This is a genomic window from Enhygromyxa salina (assembly GCF_000737335.2).
Classification (GTDB): Bacteria; Myxococcota_A; Polyangia; order Nannocystales; family Nannocystaceae; genus Plesiocystis; species Plesiocystis salina_C.
In genome coordinates this window covers 1-19,551 of record NZ_JMCC02000025.1, presented here as the reverse complement: position 1 = coordinate 19,551, position 19,551 = coordinate 1, and the positions used below count along the sequence as shown (strand labels likewise).

15 protein-coding genes are annotated in these 19,551 nt (G+C 68.4%); 11 read left to right on the top strand and 4 right to left on the bottom strand.

Translation table 11 applies throughout. From position 1 onward, the window contains the following. Window positions 1-10 precede the first annotated feature (10 nt). Complete coding sequence (locus DB30_RS11015; protein WP_165703703.1) at window positions 11-2,587, top strand: serine/threonine-protein kinase; 2,577 nt, start codon at window positions 11-13, stop codon at window positions 2,585-2,587. Here DB30_RS11015 and DB30_RS11010 read toward each other — a convergent pair. After that, complete coding sequence (locus DB30_RS11010) at window positions 2,579-3,484, bottom strand: hypothetical protein (protein WP_052548355.1); 906 nt, start codon at window positions 3,482-3,484, stop codon at window positions 2,579-2,581. The two genes, DB30_RS11015 and DB30_RS11010, sit on opposite strands and share 9 nt — an antisense overlap. A 3-nt stretch (window positions 3,485-3,487) precedes the next feature. After that, window positions 3,488-4,465, bottom strand: a complete 978-nt coding sequence (locus tag DB30_RS11005) for a fatty acid desaturase (RefSeq protein ID WP_240480210.1) — start codon at window positions 4,463-4,465, stop codon at window positions 3,488-3,490. 151 nt (window positions 4,466-4,616) lie between these two features. Between DB30_RS11005 and DB30_RS11000 the strand changes: the two genes are divergently transcribed. Then, window positions 4,617-5,477 (top strand): fatty acid desaturase family protein, encoded by an 861-nt coding sequence (locus DB30_RS11000; protein WP_240480209.1) that lies wholly within the window; start codon window positions 4,617-4,619, stop codon window positions 5,475-5,477. Window positions 5,478-5,503: 26 nt separating this feature from the next. Here DB30_RS11000 and DB30_RS10995 read toward each other — a convergent pair whose 3' ends face one another. After that, complete coding sequence (locus tag DB30_RS10995; protein WP_052548353.1) at window positions 5,504-6,748, bottom strand: MFS transporter; 1,245 nt, start codon at window positions 6,746-6,748, stop codon at window positions 5,504-5,506. Window positions 6,749-6,869: 121 nt separating this feature from the next. On the opposite strand from DB30_RS10995, the gene DB30_RS10990 reads away from it, so the two are divergent. From DB30_RS10990 to DB30_RS10950, 9 genes are all read left to right on the top strand, one after another. Next, window positions 6,870-8,255 (top strand): cytochrome P450, encoded by a 1,386-nt coding sequence (locus DB30_RS10990; protein WP_052548352.1) that lies wholly within the window; start codon window positions 6,870-6,872, stop codon window positions 8,253-8,255. An 11-nt stretch (window positions 8,256-8,266) separates the two neighbouring features. Further along, window positions 8,267-9,439 (top strand): leucine-rich repeat domain-containing protein, encoded by a 1,173-nt coding sequence (locus DB30_RS10985; RefSeq protein WP_052548351.1) that lies wholly within the window; start codon window positions 8,267-8,269, stop codon window positions 9,437-9,439. Window positions 9,440-9,470: 31 nt separating this feature from the next. After that, window positions 9,471-10,703, top strand: coding sequence for an alpha/beta hydrolase family protein (locus tag DB30_RS10980; protein ID WP_052548350.1), 1,233 nt, complete (start codon window positions 9,471-9,473; stop codon window positions 10,701-10,703). Window positions 10,704-10,793: 90 nt separating this feature from the next. Next, complete coding sequence (locus DB30_RS10975) at window positions 10,794-13,067, top strand: FHA domain-containing protein (protein WP_052548349.1); 2,274 nt, start codon at window positions 10,794-10,796, stop codon at window positions 13,065-13,067. Between the two features lie 6 nt (window positions 13,068-13,073). Next, the gene (locus tag DB30_RS10970) at window positions 13,074-13,901 is read left to right on the top strand and encodes a TatD family hydrolase (RefSeq protein WP_052548348.1); all 828 of its coding nucleotides are present in this window, start codon (window positions 13,074-13,076) and stop codon (window positions 13,899-13,901) included. 121 nt (window positions 13,902-14,022) lie between these two features. Continuing rightward, on the top strand, window positions 14,023-15,837 hold the full coding sequence (locus tag DB30_RS10965; protein ID WP_146658492.1) for an FG-GAP-like repeat-containing protein: 1,815 nt from the start codon (window positions 14,023-14,025) through the stop codon (window positions 15,835-15,837). A 147-nt stretch (window positions 15,838-15,984) separates the two neighbouring features. Continuing rightward, window positions 15,985-16,644: a 50S ribosomal protein L3 gene (gene rplC, locus DB30_RS10960; RefSeq protein ID WP_240480208.1), complete on the top strand. Its 660-nt coding sequence runs from the start codon at window positions 15,985-15,987 to the stop codon at window positions 16,642-16,644. Window positions 16,645-16,657: 13 nt separating this feature from the next. Further along, window positions 16,658-17,326 carry an SAM-dependent methyltransferase gene (locus tag DB30_RS10955; RefSeq protein WP_052548345.1) on the top strand — a complete coding sequence of 223 codons (669 nt, stop codon included), beginning with the start codon at window positions 16,658-16,660 and terminating at the stop codon, window positions 17,324-17,326. 661 nt (window positions 17,327-17,987) lie between these two features. Further along, window positions 17,988-18,932: a hypothetical protein gene (locus DB30_RS10950; protein WP_052548344.1), complete on the top strand. Its 945-nt coding sequence runs from the start codon at window positions 17,988-17,990 to the stop codon at window positions 18,930-18,932. Between the two features lie 397 nt (window positions 18,933-19,329). Here the strand turns inward: DB30_RS10950 and DB30_RS41350 are convergent. Beyond that, on the bottom strand, window positions 19,330-19,551 hold a 222-nt coding region (locus DB30_RS41350), incomplete at its 5' end, for a hypothetical protein (RefSeq protein WP_205632959.1).

Sequence of the window (19,551 nt, the reverse complement as noted above, 5' to 3'; positions counted from 1 at the left end):
GCTGATGGTGATGGCCAGCCACGAACAGCGAGCGCCCGTGCGCGCTCGCCATGCCCCCGCAGAGTTGGACCTCGCCCCAGACCGACCCACGCCAGATCCAGACGAGCCAAGCGCGACCGTGTTGTCGGTCGGTGTCCAGGTCGATCGCTATCGGATCATCGAGGTGATCGGCACAGGCGGCATTGGAGTGGTCTACGCCGCCTTCGATGAAGCGCTCGGTCGCAAGGTGGCGCTCAAGCTGCTGCGCCCCAACTCTCGGAACCCGCGCCGGCTCGAACGTCGCCGGGCGCGATTGATCCGCGAAGCCCAAGCGCTCGCGCGCCTGTCCCATCCCAACGTGGTCCCGGTCTATGAGGTCGGGATGTTCGAGGATCGGGTGTTCCTCGCCATGGAGTACGTCGAGGGCGCGACGATGCGCCGCTGGCTGCGTCGATCCCGGCGCAGCCCGCAAGAGATCCTCGACAAGTACCTGCAGGCTGGGCGCGGGCTGGCGGCGGCGCACCACGCCGACATCGTCCACCGTGACTTCAAGCCGGACAACGTGCTGGTGGGGATCGACGAGCGGGTTCGCGTGCTCGACTTCGGCCTCGCCGCGCCGGTCCCCGAGGCCCTCGCCACCGGCCGCTACGCGACCCTGGGCGCGCTGGATCAGAGCACCGCCGAGATCCCGACGGTGGGGGCCTCGATGTCCTCGATGTCGTCACTCGTCACGGGCCACGGCAAGATCATCGGCACCCCCGCCTATATGGCGCCCGAGCAGTCGCGCGGCGAGCCAACCGACGCGCGCGCAGATCAATACAGCTTCTGCGTTGCGCTGTGGGAGGCCCTGTTTGGCCAGCGCCCCCAGGGGGCAGCCGCGGTGTCCGGACGCGACCGCCTGCCACCAGGCGGATCAGCGAGCGGCGCCAACGGATCGGAGGCGCACGTGCCCATGGTCGTTCGGCGCGCGCTCGAGCGAGGCCTGAGCGGCGCGCCCGAAGACCGCTTCCCCGACATGAACAGCCTGCTCTCGGCGCTGTCAGATCGGTCCTCGGGGTGGTCGTGGGAGTCAACGATGGGGCGCCGGGCGCTCGCGGGCGGGCTGTTCACGATCATCGGCGCGGGTGCGATCGCCCTGTTGCTGGGCACGCTCTCCCCTAGCGACGCCGAGCTGTGTCCACGCGAAGCTCGCGCGCTCGCGGGGGTCTGGGATCAGGGCGTGCGTGAAAGAGTCCACGCGCAGCTGAGCGCGCTCGATCGTCCCCACGCAAACGCGACCCGCAACAAGATCGAGCGCGAGCTCGATCGATGGGCAAACCGCTGGCTCTCGGCCCGCGCGGACACCTGCGAGGCCACCAAGATCCGCGCCGAGCAGTCGCTGGTGCTGTTCGACGTGCGCATGGCTTGCCTGGATCGGCAAGTCCACTCGCTCGCGGCCGTGACCCAGAGTCTTGGCAATGATCCGCTCGATCCCCTGACGATCCACGAGAACGAGGAGCGGCTCGAAGCGGCGCTCGCGGCCGTGTTGCAATTGCCGGCGCCCGAGCGCTGCGCACGTTCGGCGCTGATCAGCGGCGGCGCGCTGATGTACGAGGATCCAAGCCAGGATGATCCGCTCGAGCAGCAGCGCCAACAGCTCGCACGCGCGCGCAGCTTGCTCGAGCTTGGCAACCACCAGCAGGCGCTCACGCTCGTGGATCAGGCGCTCACGCTCGTGGATGACACGCTCCCGCTCATGGACGATGGCTCGCAGCCATCGCTTGCCGAGGCCGCGCTCTTGCGTGGGCAGATCCTCGCCGCGTCCAACAACCTCGAGGGCGCGGAGCAGGACCTGCGACGCGCGGTGTTCATGGCCCAAGCCAGCGCCCATGACACGGTCAGCGTCGAAGCCTGCGCCGCGCTCACGCAGCTGCTCGTCGACCGCGGCCAAGTCGACGCCGCCAGTGACTGGTACGAGCTGGGCCACGCGACTCTGGCGCGGATCGGCGCAGATCCCTACCTCGAGGCCGCCCTGCGGTCTGCAGGCGCGCGCCTGGCTCGGGCCCGCGGACAGCACCGCGTCGCGCTCGCGGATCAACGGCGGGTGCTCGAGATCCGCGAGCGACTGCACGGGCGTGACCACGTGGAGGTCGCCAAGATCCTGGTCGAGCTGGCGGTCACCCACACCGCGCTCGAGCGCTACGCGGAGGCCCAGGCCGACATCGAGCGGGCCCTGAAGATCACGACCGCCGAGTTTGGCCTCACCCACCCCGAAGTGGGGCTGATCTACACCCGCTACGCCGCGCTGGATCGCGCCCGCGGGGCTGAGCGCGAGGCCCTCTCCAAGCAGCTCGATGCCTTGGCCATGTTCGAGATCGCTCACGGCAAGGCGCACCCGCGCGTCGCCACGACCTACGCCGCGATCGCGGCGACCCAGCTCGCGCTCGGTGAGCCTGCGCGCGCACTCATGGCGCTCGAGCAGGCGCAGCGCATCACCGTCGTGCTCGTGGATGACGGAGACGTCTCGCTAGCGCCGCTGCTCGTCGACCTTGGCCGCCAGCTCCACGCCGCCGAACAGCTGACCGCCGAGGCCAGCGCCCGCTCGGCGGCTCGCAGGCCGTCAGGTTGACCAGGTCCCGCGCAGGTATGCGCGGTCGGGTGTCCGCACCCGCTCGTTGAGGCTCACGCCCACCGGCTGCACGCCAAGGAAGAAGCCCAAGGCCGCGCCCGCGCCGAGCATCGAGACCCAATCGAACAGCGGCGGCCACAGGGCGGCGACCGTGCACGCTGCAGCGACCGCGATCGCGCCAAGGATGAACGCGACGATCAGCCAGCACTTGCGAGCCAGCCAGCGGCGCGGGTCGATCGCAGACAGCAACAGTTGGCCGGCGACCCCAGGCTCGATCCGCCAGCTCCCGGCGTGCGTGTTTTCAGCTCGGGCGAGGGCTTCTCGCCCGCTTGCGGACGCCTTCGTAGACTGGTTCACTGCGGGCAGCGAGCTCCAGCTGCCCGCGATCCAGACCTGCTGCCCGGTGGTGAGCTCGACTTGCACCGCCCGCTGAAACCCCTTGGCGCGGCGGGCCTCCGGTTCGGCCCGGGTGACCTGCTCGCTCGAGCTGGGCGCCGCCACTTTTGCCCGGGTGGCGAGGTCCGGCCAGACGAGCGCGGCGTCACTCGCGACAGCCCCAAGCTCGACGCGCGCGCCATCACCAAGCTCGAGCGCGCCGCCGTGGATCTCGCTGCGGTGCGCGGCGTCGCTGAAGTACAGCGTTCCGTCGCCCTTGCCGCGCCCGACCTGCTCGACGACGTTGCGGGCCAGCGTGTTCGCGGGCCCGTCGCCGCGCACGACGGTCGCGCGCATCAGTCCGACGACCCCCTCGCGCGGGCTGGTCAACGGACGCAGCAAGCGGCGGAGCCGGACCAGGTCGCGCAGATCCTGGCCCGCGGCCGCGGCGATCAGGAGCACGTGGATCCAAAACACCGCCAGCGCGAGCGCGGCCATGATCGGGCGAGCGAGTTCGAACACGGGTCAGCTCACCGCCAGCGTCGACTCTGCGAGCGCGCTGTCGTCTGCCGCGGCGCGTCGCGCCTCGCGTGGCGCGAGGCTGTCATCCTGGGCCGCCGGCGCGTCTGCCTGAGCCCCGATCGCCGGTCGCAGGGGATGCAGAAGGTAGGTCCGCAGCAGGTACCAAACCATGCTGCGCTCATCGAGGCGCGGATCCATGCGCGGCACGACCTCGCGTTGATGGGCCGGCGCGAGCTCGGACCAGTGCATGCCCGCGCGGTTGTGGTGGATCGTGTGATAGCCGTTGTTGCACATGATCCAGTTGAAGCCGCGGCCCACGAAATTGCGCGAGTGATTCCACTCGCTGTCCACGACGGCGCCGTCGTGCTGGATCAGGTTGATCCGCAAGATGCAGCGCGCGCCGTAGAGCTGCGGGATGACGACGAAGAACAGCGCCGTCCAAAAGTCGATCACGAACAACAGACCGGTCAGCCCAAACGCGAACGCGGTCTCGAGCCGGTACTGGTTGACGAAGGTGGGGTGGCGGCTGCTCGCGGCCCAGCGCTGGACCCCCGCGAAGGTCCGCGGCCCCGCGACGTTGGGGAAGTGCAGCAGGTTGAGCAGGTTCCAGCGAAACCGGACGTGCTCGGGCGCCGCCCAGTCGAGGTCGCCGTCGTCGTCGAAGTGGTGGTGGACCAGGTTGTGCGCGGGGATGTTGGCCGAGGCCGGGTACAGCGCGCCAAAGCTGAGGATCGCGCGCCACAGCAGGTTGAGCCGCTTGCTGTGGAACACGCCCTGGTGCATGTGATTGTGGATCACCACCGAGTTGAGGAAGCTGAAGTAGCAGGCCCCGGCGAACACGAACACGTTGCGAGCCGCGGGCACGAAGAACATCGCGCCGAGCAGCCCCCAGTAGACCGCGACGATCCCGATCTGCCGCCACTCCTCGCGGCGGCGGACCAAGAAGGTCCCCGGCATCGCTGCGATCTCGCTGGCCGCCACGATCGGGACTTATCAGATCCGCGGCCGCGGCCGCTGGGTCGATCCAGCCCGCGAGAGCGAGCCAGCTCACGATCTGCGCAGGCTCGCTGGGGCCAATCACGCACGCTGTCGACGGCTCCCGGTCGCTGTGATATCCACGCGAGAGGATCCCGTGACCGCACTCGCCGCAGCTCTCACTACGCAGCCCTCGGTCCGTTTCCGTCAGCGGCGGGCGTTCTACCTGCTCTACGACGGCACGTATCTATTGATGACGTCGGTCGTCCTGACGTTGATGCTCCTCGCCGGCTGGCAGGGCGCCGTGCGGGAGTTTCATTGGTGGTACCTGCTGCTGCTGCCCCTCGCGATCCAAGCGCAGATCCTGTGCAGTGTGTTCATCCACAACTGCAGCCACGGCAACTTTCCAAAGCCAATCAACCGGCTGGTCGGCGAGCTGTGTGGGATCGTGGTGCTGACCCGCTACGCGAGCTGGGAGATCATCCACCGTCGGCACCACAAGTACTCCGACGACGTCGATCAGGATCCCCACCCGATCACGCCAGACGGTCCCGGCTACTGGGCGTTCTTGCGCAAGACGATCGTCAACGTGGAGATCCAGCTGCAGCGGCAGTTCTTCGAGCTGCACGGCGGCGACACCCCAGAGAATCGCAAGTTCGAGCGGCGTCGGGCGTACACCAGCTACGCCACCAACATCGTGCTGATCGCCTGCTGGTACGTGTTGCTTGGGCCGATCGGCTTCTTCGTGTTCTTCGTGCCGGCCTCGGTGATCGGCTTCTTTCACCTGATCCACTTCAACTGGTCGACCCACAACGCGGCGAAGCCCGAGCAGGGCTTCTTCCCGGTCAACCTCGACCATGGGTACTACTGGGTGGGCAACCGGATCTGGTTTGGCATCTACTATCACGGGTACCACCACAAGCAGGCCAACCTGTTCAACCCGATGCGCTACGAGGCCCACCAGCGGGCCCGCGCGGCGCGACTGGGCTTGGCGGATCAGCCTGATCCTGCTGGCTGATCTGGCGGGCTGATCGCGCTGGCTGATCAGGCGGGCTGAGTTGGCACCCGGGCCAGCGCCCACGTCGCCAAGACTCCGGCGAGCCCAAAGCCGATCGCCAGCAACAGCATCACGGGGCGCTGTCCATGGCTGTCGACGGCCCAGCCGACCGCGGGACCGACGGCCAGGAACGCCAGCCGGAACACCATGCTGCGCAGCGAGATGAAGCCGGCGCGATCACGGCTGGGCACCAGGCGCTGCTCGCGATGACTGAGCACCGGATGTTGCAGCCCTCGCATGGCCGTGAGGCAGTAGTAAAAGCCCACGCCCCACAGCGTGTGCGAGAGCCCAAGGCCCAGATACCCGGCGACGACGAGCCCGGTGCACAGCGCGGTGATCAGCGCAGCCGAGCGCGATCCGAACAAGCGATGGCTCAGCAACGCCGCGATCGCCACACAAAAGTTGGCGATCGCCCACATGGGCCCAAGCCAGGTCTCGGGCATGCCAGCGTCCACCGCGTACAGCTGCACGGTCCACACCGGCACGAACGAGGCCAGCCCCAGCACGACCACCGCCAAGAACACGGCGCGCAGCTCGGGGTTCTCGCGGGCGACGTGACGCAGCATCGATCGGATCTGGCCGAAGCTGTCGCCAAACCCGGGCTGCTCGCGGTGCGGCTCGACCAGCGCGACCGCAAACACCAGCCCAAGCGCCGAGGCCCCAGCCTGGGCCAAGAACGGCAGGTGCACCGCGATCGCAAACAACAAGCCAGCGACCAACGCCGCGCTCCCCTCGGCGAGCTGTCCGTAGAAGGTTTGACGGCCCGACCAGCGCGCGAACTCGTGCTCGCGTCCGTCGGCCAGCAGGGTCTCGTAGAGCAGCGCCGTGTCGCAGCCCGAGATCATCGCCATGCCCACGCCAAGCAGCAGCTCGGCGGCCGCGACTTGGGCCCAGCTGGTCGCGTAGCCGTAGATCGGCCAGGCGATCGTCCACAGCACGAACGCGATGATCAGACAGCGGCGGTAGCCAATGCGATCGGCCAGGTAGCCCGAGGGAAACTCGAACACCACCATGCCGACGCCAAACACGCCTTGCAGCAGCATGATCTGCGTGACGCCGAACTCGACCTGGCGAACCAGGAACACCGACAGGATCGCCATCGGAAACAGCGCCATTTGCATGGCACGCAGTCCGCACAGCAGCGCCAAGTTGCGCCGCAGACGTGGGTCAGGCCCGTCGTCCTGAGCGCTTTTGCCCGCGATCGATCCGTCGCCGCTGGTGCCCCGGTTCACGGGCGCAGACTAATCTGGGATCGACCCCCTATGTGGATTTGCACTGTCCCAAAGATCAATTCATGGTAAAAACACCTGGGTCCCAACGCCCCATTGGGGCAAAATTCCTCACGAGTCTCACATGAGCGCACCCCAAACCCCGGCGGTCCTCGACAACACCAAGCCACTGCCACGCCTGGGTGGGGTCCCGCGGGTCCGGGGCAACTCTCCGCTCGGTGCGCTCGGGGAGCTCATGCGTGATCAGTTCGGGGCCCTGCGTCGCTGGCAACGCGAGTACGGCGGGGTGTTCGAGATCCAGATCGGCCCCACGTCCTTCGTTGTCGCCGCCGATGCCAACGCGGCGTCCGAGATGTTGATCGAACACGGCAGCGTGTTCACGCGCGAGGGCCCGCTCTACGCCGCGATGGAGCCGCTGTTTGGCGACAACAGCATGCTCTCGTCCGAGGGCCCAGTCTGGCGAAGTCGCCGTCAGGCCGCGCAGCCACAGCTTCGACAGCGGGCCGTCGCGGCCATGGCCGACCGAGTCCATGGGTCGCTCGAGCAGGTCCTGCAAGAGCTGACGCCGGGCGCCTGCGACGTCTACCGCTTCAGCGGGCGGATCAGCATGAGCGTGGCGTTGTCGGTGGTGTTCGGACACTCGGTGGTGCGTCAGCAGTTCGAGGAGCTCGGCGCGGCGGTCGACTACGCGGTCGGCCGGATCGCGCTGGGCTGGGTCGCGAGTCGCCTGCCCCGTTGGGTGCCGATGCCCGGAGGCCGCCGGCTGCGGCGCGAGCTCGCGGTCATCGACGACATGCTCCGGTCGCTCGTGCAGACCCGCGTCCAAAGCGGCGAGTTTGGCGACGATCTGTTCGGGATGCTGCTGCACATGCAGGATCCCGACAGCGGCAGCGGGCTCAGCATCGCCGACATCCGCAACGAGAGCGTCGCGCTGATGGTCGCCGGCTACGAGACCACGGCCAACGCGATCGCCTGGTCCCTGCATGAGCTCGCGCGTGATCGGTCGCTGCTCGAACGCGTCCGCGCCGAGGCCGACGCGCACCTCGACAGCGGGTCTCCGCTCGCCAACCCCAAGGCGCTCGCGTGCACGCGCCGGGTGTTCATGGAGTCGATGCGCATGTACCCCAGCGGGATCTGGCTGCCCCGCAACGCCGCGGTCAAGGGCGAGCTGTGTGGCTACCCGATCGCGGCTGGCACCCCGGTGCTGTGCTCGCCCTACTTGGTCCACCACGATCCGCACGCGTGGACCGACCCCGAGCGCTTCGACCCCGAGCGCTTCAAAGAGGGCTCGGACCAACCCCGGGCCCGCCACGCGTACATGCCGTTTGGGCTTGGCCAGCACATGTGCATTGGCCAGCACCTCGCGATGCTCGAAGGCACGCTGGCGCTCGCGCGGCTGGTCCAACGCTGGGATCTCGCGCCGATCCCGGGGCGCGAGCCGGTCATGAAGATCTCCACGACGATGAGCACCAAGGACGGCATCTGGCTGCAGCTGTCGCCGCGCGAGTAAGCTGGGCGCGTATGGCTCGGCCACAGCTCGAGGCTGCGCTCCGCCACGACCCGCATGACGAGCACGCGTGGTCCGTGTTCGGGGACTTGCTGGCCGCCGAAGGCGACAGCCGCGGCGAACTGATCGCGCTCGAGCAGCGCGCCGCCGCGTGCGAGCGACCGTTCGAGCGATCGGTGCTCGAGCACCGCGCCGCCGAGCTGTTCGAGCGTGACCACCGGCGCTGGCTCGGCCCCGCCGCCGAAGCGGGGCTCGAGCTGACATGGGTCCGCGGGTTCGTGACCAAGGCCGTGATCAACCGGCGCCATGGCCCCGCGCTCGAGGCCCTGCTCGCCACACCGACCGCCGCGCTGCTGGGCAGGGTCGAGTGCGTCGCGCCGCGCAGCCTGGGTCCGATCGCCAAAGCGCTGACCGACCGTCCGATCACGGCGTTGGGCGTGCGGCTCTCGCAAGGAAGCCGGCCGTTCGGATCGCTCGAGCAACTCGAGGCGCTCGCGCAGCTCGTCGAGCTGGAGATCGAAGGCGGCGCGATGCCTGGGCTCGCCGCGCTCGCCAACCTGCCTCGGTTGCGGCGCCTGAGCCTGCGCCGATTCGCTGGGGATTTGACGGGGCTCGAGCGTGGGTTCGCCAAGCTGCGCAGCCTCGATCTGTCGGCGCGCGCCAACGTCCCGGGGTTGGGCCCCGACGCCCTGCAGCCGCTCGCGCAGCTCGAGCAACTGCGCGAGTTGGTGCTCAGCGACGGCGGCTGGGAGCGTCTCGAGCCGCTCGCTGGCCTGCGCGCGATCACGCGGCTGGATCTACGCAGCACCGATGTCAGCGACCTCGCGCCGCTCGCCGCGATGGTGGAGATGCGCGAGCTGGATCTGAGCGGGTGCACCCACCTGACCAACATCGAGCCGCTCACGGCGATGACCCAGCTCGAGCGGCTTGCGATCGGCTACACCCGCGTCCGCCAGCTGGGTGCGCTCCGCGGGCTGCAGGCGCTGCGAACCGTCGAGCTGGCGGGCACCCCTGTCCACGATCTGAGCCCGCTGTTCGAGCTGCCGAAGCTGCGCAAGGTTGGCGTCGCTGCCTGCGAGGTCGACTCGATCCAGCCGCTGCTGGATCGCGCCGTGATGATCGCCGGGCTGCGGACACCCGAGCCGTCTTGGCGGGACCTGGCCGAGGGTCTGCTCAACGAGTCGTAGTGCCCGGCCCCGCGGGCTGCTAGGTTGGGTCATGGCGCGCCTCCCTTGCTTGCTGTTCGTGGTTCCACTCCTGACGCTCGCTGGTTGTGCCAACAACTCCGGCGACGGCGAGACAACCAACGCGAGCGAGACCAGCGGCGACGGTGATGGCGACGGCGATCCTGGCGACGGCGACGGCGACGGCGACGGCGATCCTGGCCCCACCCCCGCGCAGGTCGAGGGCTGCGACGGCGCGAGCTTCTATGAGGTCCCCGCCGATCCAGCCGCGCGAGGACCCTGGGCGGTCGGAGCCAAGACCGTCGTCGTCGACGGCCTGACCACCGAGATCTGGTACCCCGCCAAGTGGGGCAGCGAGGCCGCGGTCGAGCCGGTCACCTACGACATCCGCTACGCGCTACCGGAGTCCGAGCAAGCCAAGATCACGGACGAAAAGAACCCGCTGCCGCTGTGTGACTGCTACCCAGAGCTCCCGATCGACGCCGACAACGGCCCGTTCCCGGTGGTCGTGTTCATCCACGGTACGGCGTCGTGGCGCAGCCAATCGCTGACCCAGGTCACGCACTGGGCCAGCCGCGGGTTCGTGGTCGTGAGCTCGGATCACCCCGGCTTGTGGCTGCGCGACACCTTGGCGCTGGTCTGCCAGCAGCCTGGCGCGTCGCAGGACCTCAGCGGCGACACCGACGCAGTGTTGGGCGCGCTGGCCAGCCCCAGCGGCGAGCTGGCGTTCCTCGCTGGCCGGCTCGACATGTCCCGCGTCGGCATTGCTGGCCACAGCGCTGGCGGCAACGCGGCCGCCAACCAAGCCAACAAGCCCGGGGTCCGCGTGTCGATCCCAATGGCCTCGGGCCAGGCCGTCAACGGCACCCCCGCGCTCGAGTCCTCGCTGTTGCTCGGTGGCCTCGCCGACGGCGTCGTCAGCTATTCGAACACCCAGAGCGGCTACGAGGGCTCGCCCACGCCCAAGCGCCTGGTCGGGATCGAGAACGCCGGCCACCTGGTGTTCTCGGACATCTGCGAGCTGACCAACGCCGACGGCCAAGACATCCTCGAGGTCGCGGTCGAGGCAGGCGTGTGTGGTGCCGAGCTGGCCGGCTTCTTGTTCGACTGCAACCCCGAATTCATCGACGCCGCCTTGTCGATCCCGCTCGTCAACCACGCGACGACCGCCGTGCTCGAGCAAGTCCTCAAGTGCAGCCAGACCCCCGATCCCTTCGCGGGCTTCGCCGACCGCCCAGGCGTCGCCGAGTACCAGCAAGACCTGTAGTCGCCGCCATGTCCCCGGCCGGCTCGCGGTTTGCCGGAGCCAGCTGCTTCGCTTGCTGCGCTCCCTCGTGGGGCCGGTAGACTCCCCCGCATGGCCACCCTCGTTCAGGCGCAGACCGGACACCGCCAGCCGCTTCACGCTCAAACCATTGTCGGCCGCTCTGGCAAGTGCGAGCTGAACCTCCCCAACCCAAACATCTCGGCCGAGCACGCGATCATATGGTGGGACGGCGCGTCGTGGTGGGTCCGTGATCTCGAGAGCCGCAATGGGACCGCGGTCAACGGTCGGCCGCTAACGACCGAGCCAGTGCGCCTCGAGATCGGGATGACCCTGGAGTTCGCGCAGCAGCTCGCGTGGGTGGTCGAGTCGATCTCGGGCCCGAGTCTTCGGGCGCCGTCGGGCCCCGAGCACGCGTTTGGGATCCCCCATGACGCGGAGGCCGTGGCGACGGGGCCCCATCAGGTGCCGGTGGGCGCGTCATCGATCCCGATCCCCCGCGCGGTCAACATCACCAAGCCCAGCCGTGTGGCCACCGAGGCCGAGCAGCTGCGTCGCCTGCTGGTGTCCAACGTGCGCATCATCGAGAACCCGGGCGCCTGCTACGACGTCGTGTTCGATCTCAGCTGGCGTCAGCCGTTTCGCTACGGCAACTTCTGGAACGCCGCGTGGGTGTTTCTCAAGTACAACCCGGCCGAGGTGGCGAGCGTGGCGGACGAGCATTCGCTGGTTCAACGGCTCGTCAACGACAACGCAGAGGGTCGCGCGGGCGCGAGCAAGCTGGCTCGGGCCAAGGCCTCGGCGGGCCGGGTGTTCGACCTGCTGGCGAACCGGCCGTCGGACAAGTCGGCGGCTGGCGATCCCAAGCACGACCTCAACCTCGACCTCGCCCAGAGCTTCATCGATCGGGTCGAGCCGGCCGCGCCCTCGCGCGAGATCAGGCTCGAGCGCAGCATGATCGAGCAAGGTCCCGAGCTCGAGGTCGAGACCGGGTTTGCGTTCTTGACCGTCAACGACGACGCCCCCGCGACGCTGACCTCGTACACACGCTGGCTGCACATGAAGGTGTCGCCGGACTCGCACGACCACATCCAGCGCAGCGGCGTGGTCATCTCACCTTCCGAGGACGGCCTGGGGGTGTTCATTCACCTCGACTCGGACCGCGCGACGGCCAGCGGTCCGCCGGTGCTGCTGCGAGATCTTCGGCTGCGCACGACCTCGCCCTGCGACGGCGTGCCCCTCAAGATCTGGGTTGGCGCGCTCGAGATGGTGTTGGTGCCCGAGGGCGAGTTTCACCTTGGCGACCCCAACGGCCCCGACGGACCGACCGCGTGCTTCTACCGCAGCGGCGCCGTGGGCGACGACAAGAGCTTCGTGGTGCGCTCGGAAGCCGCGATCCCCGTTGGCCACGGACCCGGCGAGCTGTGCTGGGACAACCGCCACCAGATGGGCGAACACGACGACATCCCGGCCCCGTTCCCCAAGGGGCACAACGCGTTTTACATCCTCAAGCACCAGGTCACGCAGGGCGAGTACTGCGAGTTCCTCAACCACCTGCAGTCGCACCAGCTGACGATCCGCTACCCCTACGGCGGCCAGGGCGACTACCGCTACACCGTGTTCAAGACAACCACGCGCACCCGGGTGTGCACGCGCCCCGAGCGGGCCTGCAACTGGGTCGCGTGGGCCGACGCCGCCGCCTATATGTGGTGGGCCGGGCTGCGGCCAATGACCGAATTCGAGTACGAGAAGGCCTGCCGCGGGACCGAGCGCCCGGTCGCCGACGAGTTCGCGTGGGGCTCGACCACGCTGTTCGAGTCCAACGTGATCGTGGGTGACGAGAGCCGGGCGCCGATCGTGCAGGGCAACGCCAACATCGGCGGGCCGCTGCGACACTTCGCTGGCGGCGACGGCGGCCAGGGCCCGGTCCCCGACGACGCGTTCCGCGTGACCGGCTTTGCCCCCGCGGCCGAGGCCACCTACCCGATCGATCGCCGCCGCGAGAGCTACACCTGGCGCGAGGAGACGGGCGGCTCGTTCTACGGCGTGATGGGCCTGACGGGTAACCTATGGGAGTACGTGATCACCGCGGGGCTGGACCATGGGCGCCGGTACGTCGGTGACTACGGAACCGGCGATCTGGATCCCAAGACCGGAGCCCCCAACGCCCCCAACTCGTGGCCCGGCCAAGATCACATGGGCGTCGGCTTTCGCGGCGGATCTTGGTACACGATCGTCGAGTCTGGACAGGTCGCCAACCGGCGGTTCGGCTCGGGGCTGATCGGCTTCGCCGACCGCAGCCACGACACGGGCATCCGCGCGGTTCGGCACGCACCTCGTCCACGCCGCCCCCCCACCAGGCGATAGCAACCCATGGGCAAGAACTCCAAGAAACCCCGACCCTCCCCGCCCTTCGTCGCCGGCCTGATCGACAGTCACTGTCACCTCGACTACGCGCCGATGAGCGACGACCTCGAGGCCACCTTGGCCCGCGCGCGCGCGGCTGGGGTCGAGCAATGCGTTCACATCGGCTGCAGCCCGGACACGATGGCCGGCGCCGTCACCCTCGCCCGCGCGCATCCGCAGGTGTTCGCCAGCGTCGGCATTCACCCGCACGAGGCCCGGCACCTCGACGACGCGCTGCTCGCCGAGATCGAGCAGCTCGCGGCCGCCGATGAGGTCGTGGCGATCGGCGAGACCGGGCTGGACTACCACTACGACCTGTCCCCGCGCGCGGCCCAGCTGCAGGGCTTCGCCCGCCAGGTCGAGCTGGCCAAGCGCCTCGATCTTCCGCTCGTGCTGCATATCCGTGACGCCCACGCCGACGCGTGGGCCCTGCTCGCGGATCACCCCCCGCGCGACAACCCTGGGGTCGTGCACTGCTTCACGGGCACCGCCGCGGAGGCCGAGCGATGGCTCGAGCTTGGCTGGCACATCTCGTTCTCGGGGATCGCCACGTTCAAGACCGCCGCCGAGCTGCGTCGGGCTGCAGCGCGGGTCCCCGACGATCGGATCATGCTCGAGACCGATGCCCCCTACCTGGCCCCCGAGCCGCTGCGGGGCCGCAAGAACGAGCCAGCCAACGTCGCGTTCACCTGCGTCGCGCTGGCGCAGCTGCGGGATCAGACGCCCACGCAGCTGGCCAAGCTGGCCGCCGACAACACCCGCAGGCTGCTGCGACTGCCGGTTGCTTCTGTCTAGATCGCTTTCAGCTCGGGCGAGGGCTTCTCGCCCGCTTGCGGACGCCTTCGTGGACTGGTTCACCGTGGGCAGCGAACTCTCCCTGATAGACACCGCTGCTGGGCCCGCTACCATCGCGTGGATGGCGACATCCAAACTTGCAATGGAACTTGCAGCCCTGAGCCTGCCCGCGCTCGCCCTGGTCACTGGGCTGGCCGTCAGTCGCACCGCACAGGCGGTCCCGCTCGTCGATCGGATCGACAGCGCGCTCGCTCCCCAAGCCTGCAATGGCCAGGGCTGCTGGACCAATCACCTGCGCGTCACGGATCTCGACGGCGACGGCGACCTCGACATCTTGCTGGCCAACTACGCCGACTTCTTCAGCGGCGACGCCAGCCCGCAGCCGCTGGTGCTCTACATCAACGACGGCAGCGGCAACTTCACCAACAATTCCGCCGCCGCGCTCGGCAACTACGCTGGCAACGTGCGCATGGTCGCGGTCGGCGACGTCGACGGTGACGGGGCCCCCGATCTCTACGCCCCCGATGGAGCCGGCGGCCCCCACGTGTTGTTCATGAACGACGGCGCGGGTGTGTTCACCGACGAGGCGGACCTGCGCCTGCCCAACAGCTACCCGATGGGCGCCGCGGCCCGGATGGGCGACGTCGACGGCGACGGCGACCTCGACATCTTCGCGGCCGACGGCTACGCCAGCGATGGGCCGCCATTTGGCCACATCTACATCAATGACGGCACCGGCATGTTCGAGGAGCTCGCCGGGGCGATCCCAGCGTCGATCAGCGGCAGCGACATCGACGAGGTCGAGTTCTTCGACGCAGATCGCGACTTCGACCTCGATCTAATCGTCAACGCCCACACCGGCGGGACCGGGGCCCTGTGGCTCAACGACGGCAGCGGCACCTTCACCAGCCAGACCTCGATCGACCCGCCCGCGACCAGCAACTTTCACTACAACGTCGCGCCCTGCGACGTCGACGGCGACGGCGATCTCGACCTGTGGATCGACAACATTGGCGGCGGGTTCACCGAGCAGCTGCTGATCAACGACGGCGCCGGCAACTTCAGCGACGAGACCGGCGCGCGCGTGACCGGCAACCCGGGCGAGGACGACAACGGGGTCATCTGCGTCGACATCGACGACGACGGCGACTTCGACGGCGTCGTGATCTCGCTTGGGACCCCCGAGCGCCTGCTCGAGAACGACGGCAACGGCAACTTCACCCACGTCGCCAACTCGTTCCCCGGCCCGACCGACTGCAGCCTGTGGGGTGAGTTCGGCGATCTGAACGGCGACGATCGTCTGGATCTGGTCACGGGCCAGGGCGAGTGCAGCTCCTCCGACGAGGTCTACCTCGGCAACGACATGATGCCGGTCGACAGCCAGGCCCCGCAGATCATCGCCGTCAACGCCCCGAGCTCGGCCCCCGCCAACCAAGTCGTCGTTGCCCACCTCGCGGTCAGCGATCGTACCGTGACCGACGAAGGCCCGCGCCTGCGCCGAGCCTTCGCCCGCATCGATCCAAGCGGCGCCGCGACCGAGGTCAGCGGCTGGTTCATCGGCGGTGATCTGTTCCGGGTCGAGCTCCCCGGCGCCGGCTCGGGCCCGATCGAGTTCGAGCTGTGCGCCGAAGATCAGGCCGGCAACATCGGCTGCTCTGCCGCGCAAACCTACGAGATCGGTGGGGACCCCGGCGACGGCGACGGTGACCCTGGCGACGGTGATGGCGACCCCGGCGACGGCGACGGCGACCCCGGTGACGGCGACGGCGACACCCTCGAGACCGGCGACGAGACCGCGGGCACGGGCCTCCCAGCCGACGACGACGGCGCGGCGACCGGCTGCGCCTGCTCCCAAGCGCCGGGCACCCCCAGCCGCGCCCCCGCGTGGACCGCCCTCTCGCTGCTCGCCCTGGGCTTGGTCCGCCGCCGCAAGTAGCACCGCGCTCCGCGCTCCCGGCCCAGCTTGACGAGCCACTTCCCCTCCACCATCATCCGCCCCCCCGGCACCCCTGCGAACCCCGTCGCGCTCATGCGACCCCCGCACGTGCCCAGCCAAACGAAGGAGGCACCCATGAGTCACCAAATGGGATTGCTTACCAAGAAGCTCGGCATGACCGAGTACTACAACGAAGAAGGCGATCGGATCCCGGTCACCGTCCTGCTCGCCAAGGGCAACATCGTCCTCGGCCACCGCACGATCGAGCGCGATGGCTACAGCGCGATCCAGCTGGCCTTCGACGATCAGAAGCCCAGCCGCCTGACCAAGCCCAAGCTTGGCCAGTTCAAGAAGATCGAAGCCACGCCCAAGCGCAAGATCAAAGAGTTCCGGGTCGCCCCCGAGATCGTCGCCGCGCACCCGATCGGCAGCGAGATCGCGCTCGAGTTGTTCGAGGTTGGCCAGCTGATCGACGCAACCGGCACCAGCAAGGGCAAGGGCTTCCAGGGCGTCATGAAGCGCCACCACATGCGTGGTGAGAAGCGGACCCACGGCCAGCACGAGGTCTACCGCCACGGTGGATCGATCGGTTGTCGCCTGACCCCCGGCCGCGTGCTCAAGGGCAAGCGGATGGCCGGCCAGATGGGCAACACAACCGTCACCGTGCAGAACCTGAAGATCGCCAAGGTCCTGCCAGAGAAGGGCCTGATCCTCGTTCACGGTCCGGTTCCCGGCAGCAAAAACGGCTACGTCCAGCTCCGACACGCGGTCAAGTCCGCGATCCGAGCCCGCCACGCCAAGGGCTGAAAGGGCCGCTGTCGTGGCCACAAGGAAGGGCCTCGGCGACAAGCGGGCACGACATGACCCGGCGTACCTCCGCGCAAAGCGAGAGCAGTACGCCGGGCGTGCAATTTACAAGCTCGAAGAGATCGACAAGCGGTTTCGGCTGATCAAGCCAGGCACGCAGCTGCTCGACCTTGGCTGTTGGCCGGGCGCGTGGCTGCAGTACGCCGTGCAAAAAGCTGGGACCGAGGCCACGTTGGTGGGCGTCGATCTCAAGGCCGTCGAGATCGCCCTGCCCGCCAACGTGCACACGATCGTCGGCGACGTCACCAAGCTCAACCTTGGTCGCTTCGTCGATCGCTTTGGTCGCTTCGATCTCGTGCTGAGCGACATGGCGCCCAACACCACGGGCAACAAAGACTTCGACATCCCGACCAGCGAGGATCTGTTCTTGTCTGCGCTCGACATCGCGTCGGCGAGCTTGCGGATCGGCGGGCACTTCTGCGCGAAGGTGTTTCAAGGCGGTCGCTTCGCCGATCTCCTGCACGAGGTCGAGTCGCGGTTCCAGCAGGGGCGCGCGTACAGGTGCGAGAACACCCGCAAGGCCAGCCGCGAGCAGTACATCATCGGTCGCGGGCTCAAGGCCACGACCGCCCGCGCGCACGCCCCCACGACTGATACAGATCCGGCCCCCGCCGACGACTGAGCCCACGAAAAAGCCCAGCTGCTAGAGCTGGGCTTTTTCCGCCCCCTGACAGGACATGGGGCGTGGTGGCTGCGGTTCCGCGTGGCGTCTGAGCTCGTCCATGAGCAGCGAGCCAGCGGGCCGCTGCGACTTTCAAACGAGCACGGACAGAGCGTCTTGATGGAGCCGAGCGCGAGGCGAGCGGCCCGACTTGGCGCGGACCCGGGGGATCGGAGCATCTTCTTGAGCGCGTTTGCGGTTGCGGGCAGAGCGGCGAAACAGCATGTCGGCGATGAAGAACATTTTTTTACCTTCCGTGGCGTACCGGGATGATCCCCGAGTTCAGGGATACTGTACGAGTCCCAACGGAACAGGTCAACAGTAATAGTGGAAAAATTCTAGGGTCACGGATTTGATCCTGCTGGACTGGAAGCGATCGAGGTTGGGCCAAAGACCTCACACATGCGGCCCAACCCGTCCAGATGCCAGACTGGGGGCTGATGTCACATGTATGACCACCAACTCACCCCGCGCTTGGAGATCCTGCGAGAGCGAATCCGAGCATCGAACGCGTTCCAGTAGGACTGGAATGACGTCGAGGGTTCTGGAACGACAATTCCACTTCTGCTGTAAAGTGCGAACGACCGAGCTCACTCGCGCCGAATTCGCTAGGATCGCTCGAATGCTCGCGCTCGACACGCTCTGCCTGCTTGGGGCGCTGATCGCCGCGACCCTCGAGCCCGCTGCGTGCCCCTCGTTTCCGACCGATCCGGCGCAGCTCGTGCCGAGCACGGCGACGGCGGTGTTGGGGATCGACGTGGACGGCTTCGCGAAGACCTCGACGGGCAAGGCCCTCCTCCCTGCCCTGCGCGCGGATCTACAGCTGTCCGAGGCCCTCGAGATCCTCGACGACTGCCAGCTCGCGCTCGAGCGCACCTATGCGGTGACGCTGGCCCGGGACCCAACCGACGGTCGGTTCGCGGTCGTCCAGGCCCGCGGAGTCGCCACCAAGGCGACCTTGGACTGCCTGGCGGCGGAGCTGCGCGCCCGCAACGGCGGCACCACCCCCTGGACTGTCGAGCCCCAGACCTGCGCCACCAGCTTGGTGTTCGGCGATGGCTCGCGCGCATGGGTCATCAACGACTACACGCTCGTGTGGGCCCGCGGCGGCTTCGTCGATCCCGTCGCGGCCCGACTCGAAGGCCGCGAGCCGCTCGCGTTACCGGCCAGCCTCACCCGCGAATTTGGCCGCTTGGATCGCAGCGGTCACGTGTGGCTGGCCGCGCACCTCGACGACGACGATCGGCGCACGCTGCCAGGCGCCTGGGCCGACGAGGCGACGTCGATCACCGCCGCGCTCGATCTTTCCGAGGGCTTGCGCGCGACCTTCTCGGTGTCGGCCGCCAGCGTGACCGCGCTCGCCAACCTGCGCGAGCTGACGATCGCCGGGCTCCTCGACCTCGCCAATCGACTCGACGAGTACGGCGTGGAGCACCGCCTGCGCGAGCGGGCCCGACTGGGGATCATCGATGGCGTGGTCGGGGCGGAGATCGTCCTCGATGAAGCTGAACTGCGATCGATCCGGGCGAAGATCGGCGAGCGCGTGGTGGGTCGGGGGCCGCTCTAGCCTAAATCGGGCACTCGGAGGGTGGGGTGACGGCGGGCTCCGAGGGTCCCTCGGAGGGTGGAGGTGACGGCGGGCAGCCCGGCGGTCTCCGAGGGTCTCGGAGGGTTGGGGTGACGGCGGGCTCCGAGGGTCCCTCGGAGGGTGGAGGTGACGGCGGGCAGCCCGGCGGTCTCCGAGGGTCCCTCGGAGCGAAACCACTCACCGCTGGCATGTGGCGTGTCGGTCTTCTGGTAGTACGAGTGACCGGCACCGCTTCGATTGGGTCTAATACGCCGTGAATTTTCGCTCCGAGGGACCCTCGGAGCCCTGGTTGCCGGGCCGTCGTGTTGCAACCGGTGGCTCCGCTGCGATCCGAGGGGGCGAACCTTTGAGACTTCGCTGGCCGTGGTGAACGGGTCTACGGAGGCGTCGGCGAGCGGGCGCGTTCGTGGACTGGTTCATCCTGCGGGCAGCGAAGACGCTTGCGAAACGATTTGTTGCTGGTCGCTCCGCTGCAATCCAGGGCGGGCGAGAGTGCATGCTCGATGATCACGTAGTTCTCCAGCACCAACCCCGATGAGACGGTCGGGAGCCCGGCGGAGAGCCCGGCGGGGTCCGAGGGTCCCTCGGAGCGAAACCA